At 37.0% G+C, this 22,737-nt stretch carries 19 protein-coding genes; 8 read left to right on the plus strand and 11 right to left on the minus strand.

Annotation, left to right across the window (positions count from 1 at the left end; genetic code table 11):
• The first annotated feature begins 1,052 nt into the window (after window positions 1-1,052).
• The 3 genes from MKY30_RS07125 to MKY30_RS07135 all read left to right on the plus strand — a co-directional run bounded on the left by MKY30_RS07125 (window position 1,053) and on the right by MKY30_RS07135 (window position 3,465).
• On the plus strand, window positions 1,053-1,436 hold the full coding sequence (locus MKY30_RS07125) for a VOC family protein (RefSeq protein ID WP_341083262.1): 384 nt from the start codon (window positions 1,053-1,055) through the stop codon (window positions 1,434-1,436).
• Window positions 1,437-1,697: 261 nt separating this feature from the next.
• Window positions 1,698-2,735: a serine hydrolase domain-containing protein gene (locus tag MKY30_RS07130; protein WP_341083263.1), complete on the plus strand. Its 1,038-nt coding sequence runs from the start codon at window positions 1,698-1,700 to the stop codon at window positions 2,733-2,735.
• A 217-nt stretch (window positions 2,736-2,952) separates the two neighbouring features.
• Complete coding sequence (locus MKY30_RS07135) at window positions 2,953-3,465, plus strand: type 1 glutamine amidotransferase domain-containing protein (RefSeq protein ID WP_339284026.1); 513 nt, start codon at window positions 2,953-2,955, stop codon at window positions 3,463-3,465.
• A 56-nt stretch (window positions 3,466-3,521) separates the two neighbouring features.
• Here MKY30_RS07135 and MKY30_RS07140 read toward each other — a convergent pair whose 3' ends face one another.
• Entirely contained in the window at window positions 3,522-3,899 is a 378-nt protein-coding gene (locus tag MKY30_RS07140) for a winged helix-turn-helix transcriptional regulator (RefSeq protein WP_147211516.1), read from the minus strand.
• A gap of 194 nt (window positions 3,900-4,093) precedes the next feature.
• Between MKY30_RS07140 and MKY30_RS07145 the strand changes: the two genes are divergently transcribed.
• The gene (locus tag MKY30_RS07145; RefSeq protein WP_341083265.1) at window positions 4,094-4,672 is read left to right on the plus strand and encodes a DUF6944 family repetitive protein; all 579 of its coding nucleotides are present in this window, start codon (window positions 4,094-4,096) and stop codon (window positions 4,670-4,672) included.
• Between the two features lie 150 nt (window positions 4,673-4,822).
• Here MKY30_RS07145 and MKY30_RS07150 read toward each other — a convergent pair whose 3' ends face one another.
• Window positions 4,823-5,257: an Rrf2 family transcriptional regulator gene (locus tag MKY30_RS07150; RefSeq protein WP_341083266.1), complete on the minus strand. Its 435-nt coding sequence runs from the start codon at window positions 5,255-5,257 to the stop codon at window positions 4,823-4,825.
• Window positions 5,258-5,454: 197 nt separating this feature from the next.
• Here MKY30_RS07150 and MKY30_RS07155 point away from each other — a divergent pair, with 197 nt between their 5' ends.
• The gene (locus MKY30_RS07155; RefSeq protein ID WP_147211513.1) at window positions 5,455-6,093 is read left to right on the plus strand and encodes an NAD(P)-dependent oxidoreductase; all 639 of its coding nucleotides are present in this window, start codon (window positions 5,455-5,457) and stop codon (window positions 6,091-6,093) included.
• A gap of 68 nt (window positions 6,094-6,161) precedes the next feature.
• Here the strand turns inward: MKY30_RS07155 and MKY30_RS07160 are convergent, their stop codons facing one another.
• From MKY30_RS07160 to MKY30_RS07170, 3 genes are read right to left on the minus strand one after another with little or no spacing between them, the layout of a single operon-like run.
• Window positions 6,162-7,013 carry a PRD domain-containing protein gene (locus MKY30_RS07160; protein ID WP_341083267.1) on the minus strand — a complete coding sequence of 284 codons (852 nt, stop codon included), beginning with the start codon at window positions 7,011-7,013 and terminating at the stop codon, window positions 6,162-6,164.
• A 25-nt stretch (window positions 7,014-7,038) separates the two neighbouring features.
• The gene (locus tag MKY30_RS07165; protein ID WP_156988012.1) at window positions 7,039-8,442 is read right to left on the minus strand and encodes a family 1 glycosylhydrolase; all 1,404 of its coding nucleotides are present in this window, start codon (window positions 8,440-8,442) and stop codon (window positions 7,039-7,041) included.
• A 51-nt stretch (window positions 8,443-8,493) separates the two neighbouring features.
• Entirely contained in the window at window positions 8,494-10,341 is a 1,848-nt protein-coding gene (locus tag MKY30_RS07170) for a beta-glucoside-specific PTS transporter subunit IIABC (protein ID WP_339284031.1), read from the minus strand.
• A 506-nt stretch (window positions 10,342-10,847) separates the two neighbouring features.
• Between MKY30_RS07170 and MKY30_RS07175 the strand changes: the two genes are divergently transcribed.
• Entirely contained in the window at window positions 10,848-12,056 is a 1,209-nt protein-coding gene (locus MKY30_RS07175) for an MFS transporter (RefSeq protein WP_341083269.1), read from the plus strand.
• A gap of 232 nt (window positions 12,057-12,288) precedes the next feature.
• Here the strand turns inward: MKY30_RS07175 and MKY30_RS07180 are convergent, their stop codons facing one another.
• The 4 genes from MKY30_RS07180 to MKY30_RS07195 all read right to left on the minus strand — a co-directional run bounded on the left by MKY30_RS07180 (window position 12,289) and on the right by MKY30_RS07195 (window position 15,310).
• Entirely contained in the window at window positions 12,289-13,437 is a 1,149-nt protein-coding gene (locus tag MKY30_RS07180; RefSeq protein ID WP_339284034.1) for an ArgE/DapE family deacylase, read from the minus strand.
• A 246-nt stretch (window positions 13,438-13,683) separates the two neighbouring features.
• Entirely contained in the window at window positions 13,684-14,010 is a 327-nt protein-coding gene (locus MKY30_RS07185) for a branched-chain amino acid transporter permease (protein WP_147211563.1), read from the minus strand.
• 2 nt (window positions 14,011-14,012) lie between these two features.
• Window positions 14,013-14,720, minus strand: coding sequence for an AzlC family ABC transporter permease (locus MKY30_RS07190; RefSeq protein WP_147211508.1), 708 nt, complete (start codon window positions 14,718-14,720; stop codon window positions 14,013-14,015).
• 35 nt (window positions 14,721-14,755) lie between these two features.
• Entirely contained in the window at window positions 14,756-15,310 is a 555-nt protein-coding gene (locus MKY30_RS07195; protein WP_147211507.1) for a helix-turn-helix domain-containing protein, read from the minus strand.
• 94 nt (window positions 15,311-15,404) lie between these two features.
• Between MKY30_RS07195 and MKY30_RS07200 the strand changes: the two genes are divergently transcribed.
• Window positions 15,405-15,542 carry a hypothetical protein gene (locus MKY30_RS07200; protein WP_156988018.1) on the plus strand — a complete coding sequence of 46 codons (138 nt, stop codon included), beginning with the start codon at window positions 15,405-15,407 and terminating at the stop codon, window positions 15,540-15,542.
• 78 nt (window positions 15,543-15,620) lie between these two features.
• On the opposite strand, the gene MKY30_RS07205 is transcribed toward MKY30_RS07200, so the two are convergent.
• Both MKY30_RS07205 and adhE read right to left on the minus strand, forming a co-directional pair.
• A complete protein-coding gene (locus tag MKY30_RS07205; RefSeq protein ID WP_156988021.1) occupies window positions 15,621-16,469 on the minus strand; it encodes an MBL fold metallo-hydrolase in 849 nt (282 codons plus the stop codon).
• A gap of 283 nt (window positions 16,470-16,752) precedes the next feature.
• Window positions 16,753-19,350: a bifunctional acetaldehyde-CoA/alcohol dehydrogenase gene (gene adhE / locus MKY30_RS07210; RefSeq protein WP_341083270.1), complete on the minus strand. Its 2,598-nt coding sequence runs from the start codon at window positions 19,348-19,350 to the stop codon at window positions 16,753-16,755.
• Window positions 19,351-20,038: 688 nt separating this feature from the next.
• On the opposite strand from adhE, the gene MKY30_RS07215 reads away from it, so the two are divergent.
• Window positions 20,039-22,576 (plus strand): LuxR C-terminal-related transcriptional regulator, encoded by a 2,538-nt coding sequence (locus MKY30_RS07215; RefSeq protein ID WP_341083271.1) that lies wholly within the window; start codon window positions 20,039-20,041, stop codon window positions 22,574-22,576.
• Window positions 22,577-22,737 lie beyond the last annotated feature (161 nt).

Genomic DNA, 22,737 nt, shown 5'->3' on the forward strand with positions numbered 1-22,737 from the left:
TTCAATCCTTTTTAATACATCTTTATCCATATAACAATTCCCAAAACGTTGATATAAATGGATTAAGATGTATTCAATAGACTTAGAATTTATCTGTATATTTCTCAAAACGTTAATATCATTGTTATATCAATGTTTAAGGCACTTCTCATTTATTTGGGAAGTGCTTTTTTGTTTGCAATAAGTACAGAAACAGGTGTACTATTTACTGCTTCTAAAGGTAATAAGAAGACAATAACGATTAGTCGGCTTTTATAAAAAGTCAAAAGAGTTTTAACCTAATTGTATTTTCACAATAAAATCATATTGGAAAGATTCTCTAAATTAGGTATAATTAGATTGTTCACTAATAAAAAATCTCTACCTATTTTCGGATTGTATTGGCTTATTTATTATTCTATTATCTCAACCATATTCTCATTAAATATGGATTTTTTATGAATGAACAGTTAGTTAATTTCCACAGCTTAGGGATTAGATATGCATTTATTCCATTTCCAGAATTTTTAAATCTGTATTTCTTTCCAATGCTTTCTTATGGGATTATATTGCAGGTAAACTTGAAAAGAATAGGGTGAAACTAAAGTGAGAAAAATAATAATGATATTGATAACAATGATTATTCAATTATTATTTATCTTAGCAATAACTGTGTTATACCATTTCTCTTTTATTGATACGCTCTTTGTTGCATGTTTTTTAATACTATGCCTGACTTGGATTGTTTCCTATTTTGGTAATTACAATGGAAATAATCAGCAAGTCTCAGATAGGTATCAAGGTGGAACAGATTATAAAGTCAAAGTTTTTAGGTTAAGACTTAATCCGGTTTTAATAGGAATTTATTTATTTTCTACTCTTGGAATATTATTTAGTTTTTTATACTATATTCCTTATTTTATTTGATAACTTGATTTGGTTGTATTCTAATTAGAATAGGAATTCTAATTACTTTAGGAGTTACCAATGGTACGTTTAACCATTTGATATACGTCTGTATGCTTCGGATCAACAATGAATAAAAAACTAAACAATATTTAAGGAGATAAAAAATGAAGAGCCTTTTAATAGAGTCACATTGTATATTTCCAACAAAGGATATCATAAAAACTGCAAATTTTTATGAACAGAAATTAAGATTTAAGGCTGTTCATTATTTGAATGTGGATGAACCCCATATCTGTTTGTATCGTGATACAACAGAGATAATTCTAATCAAAACTAATGGACAAAAGACAATTCCGAATAGAGACTTATATGGTTATGGATACGATGCTTACTTTATTACAAAAAATCAAGAAGAGCTTCAAGAAGAAATGATCAGCTCAGGTGTAAAGATAGTCCGTTCCTTAAATGATACAGATTACAATAATAAAGAATTTGTAATTGAAGATATAGATGGCAGATGGATTGCTTTTGGGATTAAAGTTGGCTGAGGGGTGTGCTGAAATAACAAAACCAAGTAAATTAATATAATATTATCTAAAACAAGTTATAACTAAAGTGTACACGATTTTTAATTTATTAACAGATTATTGCCAAAATAATTGTGTTATGATACACTCACAATAATTATACAGGTGATATAAGTGAGATAACTTATGTTGGTGTCCTTAATGGTTAAAAACAGTAATGTTGCGCAGTGCCTCCAATCATATTGGGGGCACTTTCTTTATTTTTAAAGGAGAGTGGATAAAATGCTATTAAAAAATGAATGCGCAAGCTTGTTTGAAGATGTACATACTCATGTAAAAGAAAGTGCTAAAAAGCTGGGTTCCAGTGGTGGTGCTCTATTTATTATCCATAACGAAAAAATTGTAACAGAGTCTTATTTTGGTAAACAATCGAGTACGAAACATGCTCGGGATGTTAAAGCAGACACGCAATTTCATATTGCATCTGTAAGAAAGACTTATATTGGATTTGCAGCTGCTTATGCGATATATCATGGCTATTTTTCCATTGATGACTCGATTCAAAAATTTGTTGAAGATTCCCATGTATCCCCATCCCCGTCCCCATATGAGGGTGTAACCATTCGTCATTTATTAACCCATACACATGGACTTAAAATAGAGGATGGTAAATTAGTAAGTGAATATAAACCTGGTTCATCATGGGCATACAGAGGTCCAAGTATCGAATTGCTGGCAACGATTATCAAAAAAACAACAGGGAAATCCGTAACTGATATTGTAAAAGAGCAGGTGATTAATCCGGCCGGCTTCCAATCGACAGAATGGATTAAGATGAGCCAGCCTCATTCAAAAATTTCTGATACTATTCGAGATACTGATAACGTCTTTTGGACGGAGACGGATATGGTAGATGGTTCCGGAATGAATATGTATGTGTCTGCAAAAGAGCTGGCCTTATGGGGATACCTTCATTTAAAAGAAGGGAAATGGGGAGGAAAACAAATTATTCCTAAAGAAATTATTCAAATGGCAACATCCATTCAGACTCCGAATACCAATCTTCCTATTCATAAGAATGGATTTTTATGGTTTATAAAAGACACGAACCATCCTTTTAACCAAATAGGTGATAGTGTTCCTAAAGGTTCTTATCAATTACTTGGTTATACAAATGTAACGCTGCTCGTCATTCCTGAGGAAAATGTAGTTGCAGTAAGAATGTTCAACCGTTATGGTTCGTCGGAAGGATACGATTATCTCAACGATGTGAGGGCTTTTGGAGACACTGTTTATGAATGTTCTATAAAGACAAAGTAATAATCGTATACATAATCAAGTGGCCAAACCGCCGTATGATTTGGTTACTATCTTTCTTGATAGTTGATATTGAAAGGGAAAGGTATAATAATCCTTGAAACTAGCTGTATAGCATCAATAGTTACCTATAAGTAACCTGCGCTCCCAAAAGTGCGTTCTTCACAGGCCCGGGAATATTTGATACCATAAATATAAACTAATGAAGGAGGAATATGAAATGGCAAAACACATTGCAGCAATTGTTACAGATATGGTAGAAGAGATAGAATTAACAGGTCCTGTAAAAGCTTATAAGGATGCAGGTCATACAGTAGACGTCATTAGTGATGAAGCAGGTAAGATAATTAAAGGTAAAAATGGAGAGGAATTAAAAGCTGATAAAGGAATTGAAGAAGTAAGTGCTAGCGACTATGATGCGTTATTAGTTCCTGGCGGATTTTCTCCCGACTTACTTCGTATTAACCCGAAAAACGGTGACTTCGCAAGAGCATTTATGGAAGCTGATAAGCCCGTATTTGCAATTTGTCACGGTCCTCAGTTTTTAGTGGAAACGGATTTATTAAAAGGCAGGGAATTAACAAGCTTTGTTTCTGTCAGAAAAGACTTAAAAAATGCAGGAGCAAGTGTAAAAGATGAAGAAGTTGTTGTTGACAAGAATTTGGTTACAAGCCGTACTCCTGACGATTTGCCAGCCTTTAACAGAGAGGCACTAAAGCTATTAAATAATTAATTTAAAAATAACGGTCAGATCGAGAATCTGGCCGTTATGTTATTTTTCAATTAATTCTAACTGATAAGCCCTTCATTTTTTAGTTGCTCAATCCGCATTTTCCCCCAGTCATACATCATCTCAATGATAGGTAATAATGTATACCCCAGTTCTGTCATGGAATACTCTACCCTAGGCGGGCTCTCTGGATAAACTTTGCGGCTAATCACACCGTCCTCCATTAATTCTTTTAATTGATTGGAAAGCGTCTTATGAGAAATATTTTTAAAAAGCCGTTGCATGTCATTAAAACGATGAGGTCCCTCGACTCCCAAGTGCCATAAAATAACTACCTTCCATTTACCGCTGAAGATAGAAAGTGTCATTTCCTTCTCACAATGGTAATCCCCATTCTGCAATTTTACTTGTATTTCTTCTCGTAATGTATTGCACACAAGTGTCAACTCCTCTCCCTTATCAATTTAATACTTTTAGGATAATCCTGAATCAATTCAACGTTTCTGTCCAGTAATATGATTTTGAAGCTAAGTATACCGAAATTCATTTTCTGTTGTATTTATTATTGGTCACGAATCGCTGAAGAAAGAATACAATAATCAGAACCAATATGAGCGAGGATGGCTTACATATGAACAACCATTGGAAAGAAATACTTGGTAATTCTCTCTCAACAATTGGCACAATACAAGCAGCTATTGGCAGTACACCACAATTTCATTTAAATCAAAATCAAAGCTATCAATGGAGATTGATAGGAAATGTACTACAGGCATTGGGAAGCGCCTTATCAGCTGATGGGCAGGGTGGGCCTTCTCTGGAAAGACTTGGAGATAATATTCAAGCTATCGGTAATTCAACGGTTATTACCGGACTGCTGCTTTATGGCACATCTGATACAGAAACAGAACAAAAAATAATTATTTCAGGAAATTGGATTCAGGCATTAGGAAGCTTTACCGCACTTACAGATGAATTTTTTGATAATACAGAGGAGGGCAGAGCAGAGAATATCATTGGGAATTTGTTACAAGGTATTGGAAATGCTCTGCAGGCCTTAAGCGGTGTTCAAGTGCTGTATGGAAACAGCATAAATCAAGGACAGCTTGGAGTGGCGGGAAGCTGGATACAAACTGCCGGCTCGGTAATAACTCTGATTGGTGAATTTTTAGAGGAGTCTGAGGAAATACGTTTAGATATAGATGAATAAAATCATAAGGTATGGAAAATTCAAGGCATCTTTTTAAGCTGAGGCTGTCATTATTATATTGCAGAGAATCGTTTATCCCCAAGGCAGTATCCTTGAGGGATTTTTAATAGTAAATAGAAAAACGACATTCAAGCCAAGAGGGAATGCCGTTTAACTTATATTTTCTTTTCTAATAATATCATCTACAACATCTTCAACCGATACATTTCCAAGAGACTTCTCCAATGCTGTTTGAGCAGCTTCAAACACTGGTACAATAGCTGCTTGAATATTCCTTCCTACTGTACAATCGGGATTTGGATTGTCATGCACGGAAAATAACTCTTTTTCCTGTACAACATTTACGGCCTTATACACATCAAACAAGGTTATATCGGATAAATTCTTTGCGAGTTCAGCTCCTGCTATTCCAGGCTGGACTTTTACTAATCCGGCTCCTTTAAGCATCCCCATAATCTTCCTGATTACAGCAGGATTTGTATTTACGCTTCCTGCTAAAAATTCAGAGGTGCTTGCTCCATTTTTATTTATCTCAATAAGAGCTAATATGTGAATACCTACAGAAAATCGACTGCTAATGGACATGCTTCTCACCTTTCATATTATAAATCGCTGTATTCCAATCATACACCTGTAACCAATATTATTACAAGCGTATTCCTATTTTAATAGCCGTGAATAATGGATAGTATTAAAGTGTTGACAAAGACCTCGGTTGTAACTATGATGGTTACATGTAATTTGTTTGGTTACAAATGATATTTCTTAAAGGAGATAATAAAATGAAGATTGCTATTATTGGAGCAAGTGGTAAAGCAGGAAATTTTATTTTAAAAGAAGCGGTAAGTCGTGGACATGAAGTGACTGCCATCGTAAGAAATGCTTCAAAGCTTGAAGAGAAAAATGTTGCAGTTATAGAGAAAAGTATATTTGATCTAACATCTGAGGATTTGAAGGAGTTTGAAGCAGTTGTTAACGCCTTTGGTGCACCTCTTGGTGAAGAACAGGCTCATGTTGATGCTGGACATGCATTCATTGATGCATTAAAAGGAACGAATGCCAGAGCAATTATTGTAGGTGGAGCTGGAAGCCTTTATGTCGATGAAGACCAGACAGTTACGTTGGTGGAAACTCCTGATTTTCCAGATGCATTTGTCCCGACTGCTAAAGGACAGGGACGAAACTTACAGGAATTACAAAAGACTTCTGATATTACGTGGACATTTATCAGCCCTTCTGCAGTATTTGATGCGGAAGGAAAAAGAACCGGCTCTTATCAAACTGGAAAAGATAATCTTCTAGTTAATTCAAAAGGTGACAGCTACATCAGCTATGCAGACTATGCTATTGCGGTATTAGACGAAATTGAAAATTCAAAGCATATAAATGAGCGCTTTACAGTTGTCGGCGAAGCGGAATAAGTATTTGCGAATTTATAAAAATAACCTCAAAGGCTAAGGCACCTTTGAGGTTATTTTTATAACAGCAGTTATGATTTACCCGGTTCATCTCTTAATATCCGGTTTATATGGATAATTAAATAAATTTTTTCCTGCCGGCTTAAATCAATACTATATTTTTGTTTTATAAAATGCGTAATGCTTTCAATAATCTTATTCTCCAGCTGCATCGATTGACTTAATTGATCAAACAGTATGTCTGTATCTGTGTCTTTAAAAATTTGATTTTTTATGATTCTTTCAGCAAAAAACTTTAGATGTGTAATAAATCTTGTGTAGGAAAGACTTGCTTTATCGAAATTGGCACTGGATTTTCTTTGAACAATTGCTTCAATATGATCAATTAATCTGGTGATTTGCGTTTCTTCATTATAGGATTCTGAATTTAAACGTGCATTGACAAAATGCATCCCAATGGCAGAGGCTTCACTTTCAGGAAGCTTAATTTCCATTGTTTGATTAATCAGGTTTACTGCGAATTTACCAATTGAATATTCCTTTGGATAATATTTCACAATCTCGACATAGTTAAATTTCTCTCCAAGGTTTCCTTCATGAAATCGGCGGACAACAAAAGAGATATGATCGGACAGCGACAGGTATAAGTAATCCATTACTTCCATATCGTATTCTTTTGTTGCAAATTCAATGATTTCTTTCACAAGATTAAAATACGTATCATCCAGCTCACTTGCAAGCTGTATAAAGTTCTTCAAAATCGTTTTGTCTTTTAGGATAAATGTTTTCTCTATTTCAGAATCTTGGATGTTGCAGCCAATTGATTTCTTATATCCGATTCCCTTGCCCATTAAAATGTATTCATTTCCAGAATCATTGATTGCCAATACTAAGGAATTGTTCATCACTTTTACGATCTGCATGGCCACGTTCCTATTCCTTTGCTGATTAATTTAATCCATTATTTTTAATAACATCCTGATACCAGTAAAAACTATCCTTCTTAATTCGGCGTAATTCTTTGAGATCAAAATCTTCTCTGTCTATATAAACCAGACCATAGCGTTTCATAAAGCCTTGGCGGGAGCTTAGCAGGTCCATAACAGACCATGGGCAATACCCAAACAGCTCGACACCATCTGAAATGGCATCATTACAAGCAGCAATATGATCTCTCAGGTAGTCAATACGGTAGTCATCATGTATTTTACCATCTTCTGTTAACTGATCGCCAGTTCCTAAGCCATTTTCGGTGATAATCATTGGCAAACGGTACTTTTCATAGTAGTCGTTGAGTAGTAGTCTTAGTCCTGTCGGATCTACTTGAATTCCGTAATCTGTTACTTCGAGATTCGGGTTTTTCTCAATTTTAAAGTATCCATATAAGTCGAAATCAATATCATTTACTTTCGTTCCGAATGGATGAGCTTCATCTGCAGGAAGATAGCTGGCTACTAAAGTACGGTAATAGTTTACGGCAATATAATCCGGCTTCGAAGCTTTTAAAATTTCTTCATCCTCTGGTTTTGTTTCCGGATAAATATCACATTTCTTAAGATATTCTTTATAGTATCCCGGATACTCACCGAAACAATACATTTCCAGGGCATAATTTGTTTTAAAATTATCATTCATTCTGGCTGCCCATACATCTTCAGGACGATTCGAGCTTGGATATGTCATCGTAGAAGATACTGCCGGTCCAATTTGTACGTCTGGAAGCATTTCACGACAAGCATTAGTAGCGAGTGCATGTGCTAAAAACATATGATAATCCATTTGTGCTCTTACTTTTTCAGCCTGTTCACTTGGCACATCGTACATATTCATGCGGATATCAACACGAATCATAAGATTTTGTTCATTGTGCACCTGCCAATGCTTTACACGATCGCCGAAAGCTTCGAAGCAGGTTTTAGCAAACTTTTCAAAAGCGAAAGCACAATCACGGCTTTCCCAGCCATTGTACTTTTCAACAAGGGCAAATGGGAGGTCAAAATGATACAGCGTTACAAATGGAATAATATCATTCTCTAATAAGAAATCAATCACGTTATTATAGAAATCTATCCCCTTTTGATTCACTTCTCCGTCTCCATCTGGAATAATTCTCGCCCAGGAAATAGAGAAGCGGTAAGCTTTTAACCCAAGTTCCTTCATTAAAAGAATATCTTCTTTATAGTTATGGTAGAAATCACTGGCAACTCTGGTATCTGCTTGTACATCTGATTTTTGGAAAGCATTATAATCAGCTACCGTTTTACCTTTGCCATCCTCGTTCCATGCTCCTTCAACCTGAAAGGCGGAGGAGGAAGCTCCCCACCAGAAATCTTTGCTGAAATAGTTTGTCATTATCATCACTCCTATATATTTTTTAATAATTATTTATCAAGCAGTTCTATCCTAATTGCTTTCTACAATGGAAACACCTTGAAACTGCGAAGAATTGGTGACAACCATCGGGGTGGTGAGATCATATCCTTTTGCTTCTATTTCTTCTATATTAAATGAGACAATTTTCGTTCCTTTACTTATCTCATCACCAGCGTTTACATGGGCTTCAAAACCTTCACCATTTAATTCGACGGTATTAAAGCCTATATGAATTAATAATTCAGCACCATTTTCGAGCTGTAGCCCGATCGCGTGTAATGTTGGGTAGAGAACGGATACCTTACAGTCGGCTGGCGCTACTACCTCACCTGCAATCGGGTAAACCGCTGCTCCTTCTCCTAATGCGCCTGATGCGAAAACTTCATCCTTTACTTCAGACAATGGAATCAGCTTTCCTTGGACTGGTGAAGGAATAGTTACTTCTGTATCTGTTACTGTATTTGGAGTATCCTCATTGCTCTCATCAAAACCTTCATCTGTTGCATCCTCCTCTTCAGGAATATCTTTAAAACCAAATAACATCGTCATAGCTGCAGCTCCAAAGAAGGCAATCGCAATACCAATAATATAACATAGGAACGCTTTTGTACCTGCTTCAATATAGACGGGAATGGTTAAAAATCCCTGGTTGGCAAAGGCTGTACCATAGGATCCGCCCCAGCCCATCAGACCGCCGCCTATCGCTCCGCTGATAACCGCATAAATCATCGGCTTTTTCAAACGGAGGTTAACGCCGTAAATGGCGGGCTCGGTAATTCCGAAAAGGGCTGTTACGGTTGCTGTTGCAGATAACGTTTTTAATTTCTTATTTTTTGTTTTCAAAAAGACTCCCGCAGCAGCTCCCGCCTGTGAAAAGTTAGCAGCTCCTGCAAATGCCAATAGATTCTGCTGACCAGTTTGTGCTACATCATTAATTCCAATTGGCAGGATTGCTTTGTGAGCACCAAATATAACAAGAACACACCAGATTCCGCCAATAAAAGCACCTAATAATGTTGGGCTGATATCCATAATGATATAGTACAGCCAGTTTATGAAGTTACCTAAGTGAATTCCGATAGGACCGAAAATAATTAAGGTTGCTGGTACCATTACTAATAGAGTAAAAGTTGGCACCATAATAATTTTTAAAACTTCTGGTGTAATACGTTCGAAAAAGCGTTGTACATACGCCATGATAAATACTGCAATAATGATTGGGATAACTGTTGATGTGTAATTTGCTAATGTTACAGGAAGACCCAAAAAGGTAACAGCTGCATCTCCAGTCATTATTTCAACCAGATCAGGGTAACATAGAGTTGCTGCCAGCACCATTGCAATTAATTCATTTGCCTTAAATACCTTCGCCGCTACATAACCAATCATAATTGGGAAGAAGTAAAATAAAGCATTGGAAGTCGCATCCAGTATCTGATACGTATTATATTCTTTAATATCCACATTCCAGTAATAAGCGGCAATCATAACTGCAAGAGCCAGAATTCCTTTCAGCATTCCGGATGCAGCAATGGCCGGGATAATCGGAATAAATATGGATGTAAATGTATTTAAAATCCGGCTTCCGATAGACCCTTTACTCTCTTCTTTCTTTTCTTTCGTTTTGTTTAAATCACCTAAAAGAAGTTGAATTTGGTCATGTACTTCAGCCACTTTATTTCCAATAACAACCTGATACTGTCCGCTATTCTCTACGACCGAGATAACCTCGTCCATCTTTTCTAAATTTGCCTTGTTTGCTTTTTTTGTGTCGTATAAAGTAAAACGCAAACGTGTATAGCAGTGGGTTAATCCGGAAACATTTTCTTTTCCGCCCACATTGTTTAAAATGTCCTGCGCCACCTGTTGATAGTTCATGTCTTTTTCTCCCTCGCTATAAATTAATCCACTGGCCAACGGATAAAATGTAAAGAACACATATTGACACAAAAAAAGACCAAACGTACACATTTAACCTCATGGAAAAAAAGCATAGTTTTCCCCATGATTATTAAAGTGTACATTTGATCTTGCCTGCATTATCAGTAACACGTCAAATGTATTCCGGTATTTTGCTTTGCACATATGTTAACACGCTTTCTTTTTTGATGCAAGCGTTTTTTAAATCTTTTTTCTGTGAAGAAATAAGAAATAAATGACACTTGTGCAAATTTTAATCTTAGGATATGATACTGCATTAGAACTTTGAAAATGGAGATTGTACTGAAAAATCTTTGTTTTAAAGCGGCTGAAAAAGCAGGAAAACTACTGGTAATCCAATAAAAAACACGAGAAAAGGGGACCGGATATGCTCAGTGAACCTTGAATTTTCTTAACATTTATTTGGAAATATTTTACTGCAAAAAGAAGGAGTAATGAAAAAGATGAGTAATACACAGAAAAAGCAGGCATCATTGATTTTATGGATTGTTGTATGCTTCTGGTTCGCCCAATATGTTTACATTCCCTATCAAACTACGTATCTAATTTTGGCGAACATTTCCAGTAACCTGGTAGGAGCTATTATTGGTGCATACGGCATTTCCCAGCTTATGCTCCGGCTTCCCGCAGGTATTTTGGCAGATCTTAGCAGCAATCACAAGCTGTTTATCCTATTTGGTTCTTTATTTGCGGGCGGTGCCTCTTTAAGCAGGATTTTGCTGCCAGATGGTATCGGTTTTTTCCTCGGTAATATTTTATCCGGAACAGCAAGTGCGACCTGGATTTCTTTTATGATTCTCTATATGAGCTTTTTCTCCCAAAATGATCAGATACGGGCAACCAGCAGGATTATTATGGCTAATAATGCCGGTATGCTGCTTGGCTTTGTAACCAGTACGCTCCTCTATGATAAAGTCGGCATGATGATGATTTGTGCTTTTAGCTTAGCGGCAGGACTTATAGGCTTTGTACTCGCTTTCTTTCTTCGATCAACCAAACCATCTAATTACATGAATAAGGTTTCCTTCAAGGAATTAATCAAGGTGACAGCAAATAAAAATTTAGTTCTTTTTTCCTGTTTGGCATTAGTGCAGCAGGGTGTGCAAATGTCTACCACGATGTCTTTTACAAATCAGATTGTCCAGGAGCTTGGCGGTTCTAATCTGGTCATCGGTGTATCGTCTATTATTTATATGCTTTCAGCTGTCGTTTTTGCCAGGTTAGCTTCCACTAAATTCCTGGAAATGATATCTATTAAGCTATGGATTTGTTTTAGCTTTCTTTTCCTCGGCATTTACTGTGTATTAGTTCCCCAGACAGATTCAATCGTGATGGTTTGCCTCCTGCAGCTAATACCTGGTATAGGTACAGGGGTTTTGTTCTCACTGCTGACCTCCAGTGCCATGCAAACAATTCCTGAACAAAAGCGTTCTACAGCAATGGGCTTCTTTCAAGCAGTCTACGCGCTGGGTATGACTGTTTTTCCAATAATTAGCGGGAGTATTTATGAGCATTTATCCATGAAATATGCCTTTATTTTTTTAGCGGGAACGTGTTTCCTGGCAGGTACGGTTTCTTTTGTTCACTTTAGAAGGCAAGAAAAAAGTGGAAGGGGAGTAGATAAAAAAAGTGAGGTGTATCATCAAATTTAAGTGGCAGGGTAAACGATTAAGTACTTAGAATAGTTAATAAAATAAAAGTCTCACTACTTTTTTGTTAATGTTTGAGCAAGTAGTGAGACTACATTATTTTGGTTCTTTATACTAAAGGTTTATTCAAGTCCAATTTTGGTATTGCAATCCCGCGGCGTTGCTAACTTAAACTTTGTTTCTTGGACAAGTGAGGGACGAAAGAAACGAAACCTCCACTGATTGAGGTTTCACTTTATTTCGATAATCCTAAAATTAATTCTTTGTAGATATCAAAGAATGCAAAGTAGTAATCTTTGTAAACATATTCATCTGTTTTATGCGCCATTTTCGTTTCACCTGGTCCAAACATCATGAACGGGAAGTTATCATCTTTCCCCCGTAATAAATTTGATGCATCTGTCACCCCGGGTGAACCTTTAACTGAGATTTCTAAACCTAGATGTTTTTTACCAATCTCTTTAGCAAGGTTAACCATCTTAGAATGCTTTGAAGAGAAAACGCTAGGTAATGACATGGTTACTTCAACATCAATATGAGCGCCTTCTTTATTGAATTTATCAGCTGTTTTGTTGAATAAATCAATCACTTCATCGTTATCAAATTCCGGAATAGTACGCACATTTAATTCAGCTGCTGCCTTATCTGGAACGGAGTTTACTTGGTTTCCGGCATTAAAAATAGTTGTACTCATAACCAATTTGCCCAGGACCTCATTTTTACGGTCATCGCCATTCAATTTCTCGTCTAACTCTAATAGATATTTCATCAATGGATTAATCGCATTATAGCCTTGTTCAGGCATAGAACTGTGTGCTGCTTCACCAATAGATGTTATGTGCAAGTTAAGCGATCCTTTGTGAGAGTAAATAATTGTGTCATGAGAAGGTTCGGCTACCCATAGATAATTTACATCATCCATATAGCCTTCTTCGTATAATTTTTTAGAACCCGCACCGCCGACTTCTTCTCCAGTGGTTGCCATAAAACGGACAGTTCCATTCTTTAGTTTATTATTTTCTTTGAGTTCAATCATCACTAAAACAAGGTTTACTAAACCTGCTTTCATATCATCCGTTCCACGGCCGTATAATTTTCCGTCTCTTTCTATCAATGTGAACGGATCTGAAGTCCACTCGTTCTCATCACCAGGAGAAACGACATCCATATGACCGGAAACACCAATGACCGGACTTCCGCTGCCAATGTCAGCGACTAAGTTAACACGAGAGTCTGTTACTGGCACAATTTTAGATTCAATACCATATTCAGCGAATAAATCCTTTATGTAATTTGCTACTTCAATTTCATTTTCATTAACAGATTTAATTGCTATAATGTCAGATAAAATCTTTATCTTTTCATCCTCAGTAAAATGTTTCATGCTGCAACCCTCCCAAATTTCATTGTCTATTTTCAGTGAGAATATAACTATATATTCCCTAAAATGCTTTCGTATAAACGGGATGGGTTTAGAACAAGTGTGACCGAGAAGAAACAGATGCTTTGTTGAAAGTAATAGGAAGGTAAGCCTTCCTGGTTTATTGAAGGAAATATTCAACGTATCAGAAAAAATTCTGTCCTAAAAAGAAATTCATTTTTTTTCGTTTTATAATGTATCTATACAGCATCAAAACACACTCTGTACTAAAAACATATAAAATATCGTCCCGCCGGCAATAGACAGCAGCATACTCCGCCTCCAGCAATGTAGGATAATAATCAAACCAATGGCAAGAAGTTCTGGCAGGAAGCCTGCCAATGATGTGACAGTTACGTTCTTTAAAGAATAGACTACCAATAATCCAAATACAGCCGGAGGTAAGACATATCCTAAGTATTTAATGTATTTTGGTGTAGGCTTATCGGATTTAAATATCATAAAAGGCAGGAACCTGGTCAATAGAGTGCCTGCAACCACAGAAGCGACGATGATAATTTGCTGCGTTATTGTCATCATTAGGAAATCACCTCATGTTTTGTGATGAATTTTTTTATTAAAGTTAGAAAAATTAATATAATAAGCATGGCAGGAATAATAAAATGTTCTGTACCAAATAGGATTAAACATAAAACGGAAGCGGCTATACCTATTACAGAACTTATGTGATTACGCTCTTTCAGCCATTGGTCTAAAAAGATAACGACAAATAGTGCCGTCATAACAAATTCCAGACCTTCCGTATTAAACGTAATCATCGAGCCAAACAAGCTGCCGATTGTAGCACCACTGACCCAATAGATTTGGTTTAACAAGGTGACATAGAACATAAACCAGCCCTTATCGATATTAGAAGGTATGCGGGAGGTATTGTTAATCACAAATGACTCATCGCACATACCATAGATGAGATAAATCTTTTTCTTACCTGTTCCTTTATATTTATCTAACATAGAGATACCATAAAAAAGATGTCTGGCGTTTATCATTAAGGTTAATAGAAAAGCACTTAGCGGGTTAAATGCACCTAATAGTAAACTCCCAGCTACGAATTCCATCGAGCCGGCAAAAATGAGTATGCTCATTAAGATGGCATAGATTGGCTGAAACCCTAAGGAATGCATGTATACACCGTAGGCAATGCCTAAAAAAGCAAACCCGGCCAGTATCGGCAGCGTTTTTGGGAAGGCATACTTCAATGTTGATAGATGATTTTCTAAAGACATTTTTTATTCACTCGCTTTCAAGCAATGGAGACTATTTATTTTGCATAATAGATTAATACAAGAAGGTGAAGCACCTTGTCTCCAATATTTCTGTAGATATGAGTTTGATTCCCGTCAAAAATAATTGCTTCACCTTCATCAATTGTTTCAACAGTACCGTCAATATCCATTTCTAATTGTCCATCTTGTACAAATACATGCTCCTCAACACCTGGATTATGCGGAGATGATTTATGTTCATTTTCAGGATCCAGCTCAACCGTAAAAACTTCAAATTGCTTTTCCGGAGAAAAAGGTACAGCCGCATGTACTCTATAATGGTTTTTTTCTTCTGTAATCAGGTGCCTGTCTTGCTTTTTAATCACTCTGATAGGATTTGTCTGTTGACTGATCAGAGATGAAAAGGATACTTTTAGACCATTGGCGATTTTCCAGAGGGTTGTTACTGTCGGAACAGAGTCTCCTCTTTCTATTTGTGCAAGCATAGCTTTGCTTACTTCTGTTATTTTCGCTGTTTTATCTAAACTCAAGCCTCGTTCTTTCCGAATCGTTTGCAGGTTTTTACTGATATAATCCTCAATTTGTTTCATCTGTTTGCCCCCTTTCTTACACTATCCCAAGTATATTTAGTAAATATAACATACTTTTAAATGTTATAACATACAAAAATCAAAAAGAGTGAAAATGAGGCTGAAGGGTATTGAAGTAGCTGAGAAATCAGAAGAATTTAAGTCAAATCAAACAGTTGTTGAACTAATTGGTATTAATAAAGAGATGGAGTTTGCAATTATGTGCAGTGTAAAAGAATTACCCGTTTTTTAAATATTATTGACTAATAAAAAGCCATCTCAAATGAATGAGATGGCTAATGATTATATTTGATTAATGTATCCTGGGAAATTACTGTGATTGAATAATTTGGTCATTCACAAATGCTTGTATGAAAAACAATTCATTATCATTAGGCTCTCTTTTATTATCTGCTTTAAAATACTCTATAGCATCTTCGAGTGAGGCAGATTTTACAGCACGATTTGCTGTTGTTAACTCTTCCCAATATATATTCATTTCATTTAAATCACAGATTGATTCATGTCCAAGCAAGAACATTTCGGCATTGTATTTAGTAATGTCTTCAATCATAGTCAATAACAATGATTGTTTGTAATGAAATAAAGAATTGGTGGTTTTTCCATATGCGCAATCACCTAAAAAAATAATTTTTTCATCAGGAATATAAATGACTGTAGAGTCATCAGTATGAGTACTTTTAATCCTTTCAAGTAAACAAACTTTATTCCCTAGATCAATCGTTAGTGTATTTTCAAAGATTATGTCCGGAGATTTCAACTTAAAATTATCCCTGTCTGGCATATCGTTTTTTATAATCTCCATAAATAAATCACCCAACTCATTTATACCTTCATTTTTTTGAAGTGAATAATCATCAAAGGAGTAACTTTCCCATTCTTTTATTATTTCATTTGTTCGGCTATTAACGATAACAGCTGCATCAAATTCGTTCGTACCCAGAAAGTGATCCCAATGTCCATGGGTAATAACGACGTATTTAACCGGAGGTACATCGAGTTTTTCGATCTCTATTAAAAAGTCTTTGGCATGTTGAACAGAATTACCAGCATCTATGATTAAACTGTATTGTTCACCACACACCAATCCCAATGTTGGCCGCTCTTTATCATCCTGATTGGATAAATAATAAATTGTATCACTTAATTTATTTAACATGTTAGTTCTCCTCTATTCTCTATATTAATTTTATGAAAGAGAAAACCTACATGTTTATTCTATAGTTAATAAAATAATTTAAGATTTTCTCAGTTTATTTTTTTACCATTGGCCTGGTACCTCCTTCTTTTACTAAAGAAAATTATAACATGATTCAAAATATTTGTTAGGAGAATTCTCAATATTACTTAATTATTAAATACATTTCTCTTAAAAAGCTATACAAAAACTCTCCATTTATAATAGAACGAAGAGTTTTTGTATAACGTATTTACATGAAAAATTATCCTTTATAAGCCTGGCGATAAACGTCGGCCAATTCAGTTACTAGTGGTAATTTAGGGTTTGCCGTAGTACATTGATCCTCGAAAGCACGATCGGCAAGCTTATCTACCTGTGCCTCAAATTCTCTTTCATCAACACCATTTTCTGCAATACTCATCGGAATATGCAATTCTTCAGCAAGCTGATAGATTGCCCGCACTAAGCTTTCTACTCCCTGTTCAGTTGTGGCTGCTGGTAAACCTAGTACTCTTGCAATCTCTGCATAGCGTATGTCAGCGATAAAATGCTCGTATTTAGGAAATGACACGAATTTTGTCGGTTTCTTAGCATTATATCGAATAACATGCGGTAAAAGAATAGCATTGGCGCGACCATGTGCAATATGGAATGCTGCTCCCAATTTATGTGCCAGACTGTGGTTAATACCTAAAAATGCGTTGGCAAATGCCATGCCGGCAATGGTAGAGGCATTATGCATTTTTTCTCTTGCTAAAGCATTACTGCCATCACGATACGCTTGCGGCAGATATTCAAATACAAGCTGAATTGCTTTGATGGCAAGTCCGTCGGTATAATCATTTGCCATGTTAGAAACGTAAGCCTCGATTGCATGTGTCAGCACATCCATCCCTGTATCTGCTGTAACGGCTTTTGGTACGGTCATAACAAACTGCGGGTCAATAATCGCTACATCTGGCGTTAATTCATAATCTGCTAATGGATACTTTGTATTGGTTTCTTTATCGGTAATAACTGAGAAAGAAGTCACTTCAGATCCTGTTCCGGAAGTGGTAGGAATAGCGACAAATTGTGCCTGCTGACCCAGCTTCGGATATTTATAGACCCTTTTACGAATATCCATAAATTTTTGCTTTAAGCCATTAAATTCTGTATCCGGATGTTCATGAAACAGCCACATACCTTTAGCAGCATCCATTGCTGAACCGCCGCCGAGTGCAATAATAACATCCGGCTGGAAGGCATCTATTGCTGCTGCCCCGCGCATCACGGTGTCCTTTGATGGGTCTGCTTCTACATCTGAGAAGATTTCACAATGTACATAATCCGGGCGTCTGCGTAAATAATAGAGTACTTTGTCTACATAACCTAATTCAACCATCATTGGATCGGTTACGATAAAGGCTTTTGATATATTCGGCATCTTCGCCAGGTATTGAACAGCATTTTTTTCAAAATATATTTTAGGCGGTACCTTGAACCACTGCATATTCACATTCCTTCTCGCCATTTTTTTAACGTTTATTAAATTCATTGCTCCTACATTTGTGGAGACGGAGTTGCCGCCATATGATCCGCATCCAAGCGTCAATGAAGGCAGGTAAGCATTATAGATATCTCCAATTGCTCCATGAGAGGATGGGGCATTCAAGATTATTCGTCCTGCCTTCATTCTTTTGCCGAATGCCTCCTGTATAGATTGATTATCTGAATGAAGTACGGCTGAATGTCCCAATCCTCCAAATTCCAGCATTTCCTCAGCGCGCTTGAGACCTTCTTCGGTACTGTTTACTTTGTAAGCTGCCAGAACAGGGCTTAATTTCTCGCGGGAAAGTGGATGATTGGCTCCCACACCAGTTAATTCAGCGACAAGAATTTTTGTATCCTGAGGAACTTGAACATCAGCCATTTCGGCAATTTTCACAGCTTTCATGCCAACAATGGCAGGATTCACTGCACAGGTATTCTCATTGATGACCAGCTTTTCTACTTTTGCCTTTTCCTCCGGTTTTAGGAAATATACATTGTTATCTATCATTTCCTGTTTTACTTGATCATAGATTTCTCGATCGATGATAATGGCTTGCTCAGAGGCACAAATCATGCCATTATCAAATGATTTAGATAGAATCACATCATTTACTGCCCGCTTCACGTTCACTGATTTTTCGATATAGCAGGGAACATTGCCAGCTCCCACTCCTAACGCCGGTTTCCCCGAGCTGTATGCTGACTTCACCATACCAGAGCCGCCTGTTGCCAGGATTGTTGCTACACCATCATGCTTCATGAGTGCCTGTGTTGCTTCAATAGACGGCTTCTCAATCCACTGGATGCAATTTCTTGGTGCCCCGGCTTTTACAGCAGCTTCATGTACAATTCTTGCAGCCTCAGAACTGCATTTTTGTGCAGAAGGATGGAAGGCAAAGATAATAGGATTTCCCGTTTTAATAGATATAATTGACTTGAATAATGTGGTAGAAGTCGGGTTCGTTACAGGTGTTACGCCGGCAATCACACCAATTGGTTCGGCGATTTCCACCATACCTTCCTGCTCGTTCTCGCTGATGATACCAATCGTTTTATCATACTTGATATTATGATAGACATATTCGGTGGCAAAGATGTTTTTGATGATTTTATCCTCATACACACCGCGGCCAGTTTCCTCAACAGCTAATTTAGCGAGCTCCATATGCTGATCCAATCCTGCAAGCGCCATTTCTTTAACAATTTGGTCGATCTGCTTTTGGTTTAGCTTTCGCAGTTCTGTTAATGCCTTCTGGGCATTTTTAACCAGTTTATTAATACTTTCCTCAACGGTTATTGCTTGTTTTTTCTTCTCTTTTGTAATCATTGTAACCTCTCCTTATTATAAATTTGTGAAGTATTGAGCATGATATTCCAAAATAAATTTCTACAATGTTGACGGGTGGCGGGGGACTTTAAAGAAAGATATATCGTTTATGACACATGTATTGGGCTTGATAATAACGGTATAATGCTTCGTCCAGATATAATTTGGTATGTCGTGACCTTTTTCCATATACATGGCCTCGAAAACATCGCCGATTTGTTGTTCGAAAATTTCCTGTGAATACGATTCGGCATCCGTATTAAATTCTTTCCATTCATTTAGAATCATATATAATCACCCCTTTAATTATCTTGGCTATAGCATAGCATTATTTAACTATAAAAACTGTTACATATTTGTGAAATACTTCACAAACTTACTTTAAGCTTGATATATAGCACGATTAGAGCTGTTTGACAAAGAAATATTATTCTGAGATTGGAAATTATGGATGATTATCTTCAGGAAATCATTTAATGTTACATTTATCGACATTATTTCCCCGGAAATATTCTTTAAAGAGATATTCTTATTTCTCACACCCATTTAATTGTCGAAATTGGAAAACAAAAAATTCATCCTTAAAGCCTATTAAATTTATATAAGTAACCGTTAAAAAGAAAAACATGTATAATAGGATGCAAGTCGTATTGCCTACATAAATTGAATGATGAGGAGATGAACAAGTATGCAGGCTGTTTGGTTATACTCTAAAACAATTGTTCCTAAAGTTCCTGAAGCGATTATTAACAGGGATCGCTTATATGCATTACTGAAGAGAAACCCTCATCCAAGAGTTACTATTGTGCAAGCTGCAGCTGGTTACGGAAAAACAACAATATTAAGCCAGTGGGTTCATCAATTAGACGAGCCTGCAGCCTGGTTATCCATTGATATAATGGATAATGATCCGAGCCGCTTCTGGCAATATGTTTTGAAAGCTATCGCTCAGGCAACAAGGCAGCCAATCGATGAAAGACTGGAGCATCTATTTGATTTGCAGTATATGCCTCCTTTTGAACTGATTGTTGATTCGCTTCTGAATGAATTAATGATAATAGAATCCTCTTTGCATATTGTGTTGGATGACTATCATCACATTGAGCTTGATATCATTCATGAGATGATTTCGCGTCTTATTAATTATTTACCGGAGCATGTTCATCTATATATGGCCAGCAGAACGAAATTACCGCTCCCTGTTGCTTCGTGGCGCGTGAAAAATTGTGTGACAGAAATTGGTACCGAAGAACTGTCTTTCACTTATCAGGAAGTAGAAGCTTTCTATCAGAAAAAGCATATAATAATGGACAAAACAGATTTTTGTCGGAAAATTTTGAGTGAAACAGGCGGTTGGGCAGCCGGAGTTCAATTAGGCGGGATATCAGAGGAAAGAAGTGCAGGTTCTCTTGATAATTCCACGTCTTTTGTGACGGAGTATATGATGCAGGAGATATTTTCTACTTTGCCTGAAAGTACCCAGCAGTTTTTGTTACAAACATCGCTGTTGAAAGTGTTAGATCCTGAATTATGCAATGATTTGACAGAAAGTTCAAATAGCTACGAGCAATTAGCTGAGTTAGTTGATCAAGGTATCTTCACCATTCGTTTGTCACCGAAGAAACAGACCTTCCGTTATCATCAGCTGTTGGCGGAAGTGCTGGAACAAGAGCGGAATAACAGGTACACTGGCGAGGAGCTGGAGGCTCTCGTCAAAAAAGCCGGAGGTTTATTATATGCCAGAGGAGAGTTCAATACGGCTATTGATCTAGTGCTTGAGCAGCAGCTATATACATTAGCTGACCAATGGATTAATGAACAATTACTGGATATTTTTTATAGTGGTCAAATCAGGTTGCTGATTCAATGGGTGGATAGCCTGCGTGCAGCAGCGTGCACTGTCCATGTAGAAACACTGCTGATATATGCTATTTCACTGATGACTATTCAGGATATGGAAAAGGTAGATGTGGTCACTAAAGAATTAGATAACCGTCATGAACAGGATGGATGGAAAGACAAGGACGAGCATGCTGAGCTTGTGAGTATTCTTATTTCGCTAAAGGCATACGTTCATCTGGCTTTAGGGAACTTAGACACATTTATTGAATTAATTACAAAACAAGTAAATCGGGGACTGACCAATGGCAAATGGTACCATGCTCCCGTGCATTACAATCTATATCATGCTAAACTTACGCGTACTCCGCTTGGAACGAAGGGGAATTATTCCAGTATCAGTGATATACGGGCTTTTTTAGAGATTTTTCGGCAGACTGATTTTAAGGAACACCATGTCATGGGGTACAGCTATGGTTTGTTTGCGGAAATACTTTACGAAGCGGGTCAACTAGAAGAGGCCCTGCTGGAAATTAAAGATGGCCTTCATTATGCTCATCGCTTTAATGATCGCGGGTTATATGTGCCGCTATCCATTCTGAAAGGAAAAATATTCATGGTGCAAGGGCAATCGGCAGCAGCACATACTGTATGGGATCATACGCTAAACCAAGTGCCTGAATGGTATTGGCAACGGTCTATCCAGGCGATGAAGGCATTAGCTTATTTAAAAGAAAATAAAATAGAAGCAGCAGAGACTGAATTATTTAAGACAGATCGCCCAGAGCCTTTGCAGATAGAACTTGGTCAAGAATTGTGGCTATTAGTCTATTGCCGTCTATTAATGGCAAAGAGAGCATGGCAGGAGGCATTGAAAATTGGCTTGCAGGTACATGAATATGCTGCAAAAATAGATCAGATCGATTTAATGATTGAGGCTTCTACTTTAACAGCAATCTGCTATAAACAATTGAAGCAGGAGAGCCTTGCATATGTTGCTTTGCATACCGCTCTTATGTCCGGCTCCCAGTCCGGCTACAAACGTATATTTGTTGATGAACCCGGATTCGATCATTTACTGAAGGACTATCAGACATATAAAAGAATTAGGGGCTCCTTTCAGGAAGAAATCCCCCTGGATTATCTGGAGGAACTGGCTGCTATGGGCAAGCCTATGGAGTTCCTTGATGAGGGACTGGCTGCATTGACGTTGCGAGAAAGGGATGTCCTGCGTCTACTGGTAAGCGGTGTTTCCAACCGCGAAATGGCAAAGCTGCTATTCCTGTCAGAAGGTACGATACGGGTCTATCTGACGAGAATTTATAGCAAGCTTCAGGTGAAATCACGGGCGCAGGCGATATTACGTGCGAAAGAGTGGGATATTTAGCCTGGGTGAATGGGAGAGCTGGTTTTACAAAACGGGTGGATATAATGCTTAAGAATATTTTTCTTTTGTGTTGATTGGTGTTAGTGGATGGCGGAAACAGAGATATATTCGATAAGGAAAATGTGCATAGAGATTTTCCGGTTGAGTAGATAAAGAAAGCT

This window comes from Oceanobacillus sp. FSL W8-0428 (assembly GCF_038004405.1).
Lineage (GTDB): Bacteria > Bacillota > Bacilli > Bacillales > Amphibacillaceae > Oceanobacillus > Oceanobacillus sojae.